Annotated in this window: 1 protein-coding gene; it reads right to left on the bottom strand. The window is 73.2% G+C overall.

What is annotated here, in order from left to right:
- Nucleotides 1-2,256 (bottom strand): beta-ketoacyl reductase (locus tag P3L51_RS35870; RefSeq protein WP_354609550.1); only part of this gene is annotated, 2,256 nt, incomplete at its 3' end.
- Nucleotides 2,257-2,265: the final 9 nt, after the last annotated feature.

Here is a 2,265-nt window from a genome sequence, read left to right on the forward strand (position 1 = left end):
GTCGGCGGTACGCGCCCGCATCAGCAGCGAGGGATCGACGGTTCGGTCACTTCGCTGTTCAAGGGCCGTGGTCAGCTCGGCGATCACCAGGGAGTCCAGCCCCAGCGTGTGGAGCGGACGGTCTCCCGGGTCCTCTCCGAGTACGTGGACGAAGGCGTCCCTGACCCGTGCGCGCATCCCCGCGACGTCCCGCCCGGTGCGCGGCGCGGGGGGCCCGGGTGGTTCGGCCCGCGCCACCGTCGACGCGCTGGTCCGGGCCGGCGCGGGCCCGGGCTGGCCGGACCTGGCGGACCTGGAGGTCTCCGGCGCGGTGGCGGGAGCGCTTCCCGGGAAGATCACGGCGCCGCCCGACCGCAGGTGGTCGAAGAAGGCGTCCAGTGCCTGCTCGGCGCTGACCGAGTACGCGGCGGAGAAGGACGCGTCCGCCTTCATACCGATGCCCGTCCAGTTCGGCCAGGCGTGTGCGGTGACCGTGGTGACGGCGTCGTTCTCCCGCTCGGCGAGGGCCAGTTGGTAGGCGTTGGCGAGGCTGTAGTCGACCAGGCCCCGGCCGGCCGACGCCCGTGTGCCGGCGATCGAGGACACCAGAACGGTGAAGTCGGCCCCCTGTTCCTTGGCCAGCCGTACGACGTTCAGCGAGCCGGGGACCTTGGGGGCGAGCACCTTCTCGGCGTCACCCCATGTCCGGCGGTGCATCGCGCCGAACGGGTTGACGCCGCCGGAGGAGTGCACGATGCCGACCAGCCGGCCCCAGCGCCGGCCGAACTGCCCGGCCACGGCGGCGAGCGCCACCGGGTCGGACACATCGCAGGCCAGATACTCGACCTCGGCGCGCCTCGCCAACTCCCGCAGAGGGGCGGAGCTCTCGGCGTCCACGACCGACCGGCCGATGATGCCGATACGTCCGGCTCCCCGGTCGATCAGCCGCTCGGTCAGACGCAGCCCGACGGCGCCCAGCCCTCCGGTGACCAGGTAGTACCCGGAGTCCGGCAGGGCGTACGGCGGGCCGGCCGGCGCGGGCACCGGTTCCGGGGTGTACCTGACGCCTCGCCGGTAGGCGGCGACCACCGTGCCGGCGTCGGCCCCGGTCGCCGGGCCGGCGCTCAGGGCGGCGTACTCGGCCGCCAGGAGGACGGCCTGCGCATCGGCCGGGTCGGCCGGGTCCAGATGGACGACCGAGGTGGGCTTCCGGTTCTCGGCCCCGGCGGCCCGTACGGCCATGGCCATGGCGGCCCGCTCGGGGGAGAGACCGCCGCGCTCGTCGGGATGAACGGCCACGTCGTGGAATCCGGCCCAGAGCAGTTTCCCGTGCGCGGGCAGCGTCTTCACAAGACTGCCCAACTCGGCCCAGAAGTGCTTCAGTTCGATGGTCCGGCCGCCCCGGCTCTCCTGACTCCCGAGGGCGTCGACCACGATGGCCGTGTCCGCCTGTCGACCGGGCCCGACGACGGTCACGCCCCGGTCCCGGAGGGCCCTCGTCAGCGCATGCCCGATCTCGGGGTCGGCGGCGAGCAGGCGTACCACCGACCCCACGGTCGGGCCGGCCAGGAGCGCGGGCGCCAGTTCCCGGGCGCGCCACTCGACGCGTACCGCCGCACCGCCCGCCGCTGCCGGACCCGGCCGGACAGCGGGGTCGGTGGTACGCCAGTAAGACCCTCGCGTGAACGGATAGGTGGGGAGGTCCGTGACGCGGGCGCCCTTGGCGGAGTGCGAGGCCCAGTCGATGTGCGCGTACCCCGCCGTGGCCAACTGCACGACATCGGTGGGCCGGGGGGCCGCGGAGGTCAACTCGGCACGGCCTGACGCCTCTTCGGCGGTCAGGTCGATGTCGACGCGAGCCACCGGGGTGTTCCCGGCGGCTACGGAGCGCAGTGCGGCAGCGAGTTCGGCGGAGTCACGTCCGCGCACCGCGGTCTGGAACTCCAGTGGGGAGCGGCCGGTGTTGGCGGTGTGGCAGAGGTCGGCGGTCTCCCAGGCATCGCGTGCTGTGTCGAACCGTTCGGCGTAGGAGTCGGCGAGGGTTCGGAGCGCGGTCTCGTCGCTGGCACTGACCCGTACCACGTGCGAGTCGCGCGCAGGCGTCCCCCGCGCAGGCAGCAACGGCGGTTCTTCCACGATCACATGGGCGTTCACCCCGCCCATGCCGAACGCGCTGACCGCGGCACGCCGAGGCTCCCCGTTCCGAGGCCACACCACCGCACGATCAGCCAGATAGAACGGCGTCCCCTCAAACTGGATGTGATCATTCGGCCGCACGACGTGCAG

Source organism: Streptomyces panacea (genome assembly GCF_040560175.1).
Lineage (GTDB): Bacteria > Actinomycetota > Actinomycetes > Streptomycetales > Streptomycetaceae > Streptomyces > Streptomyces panacea.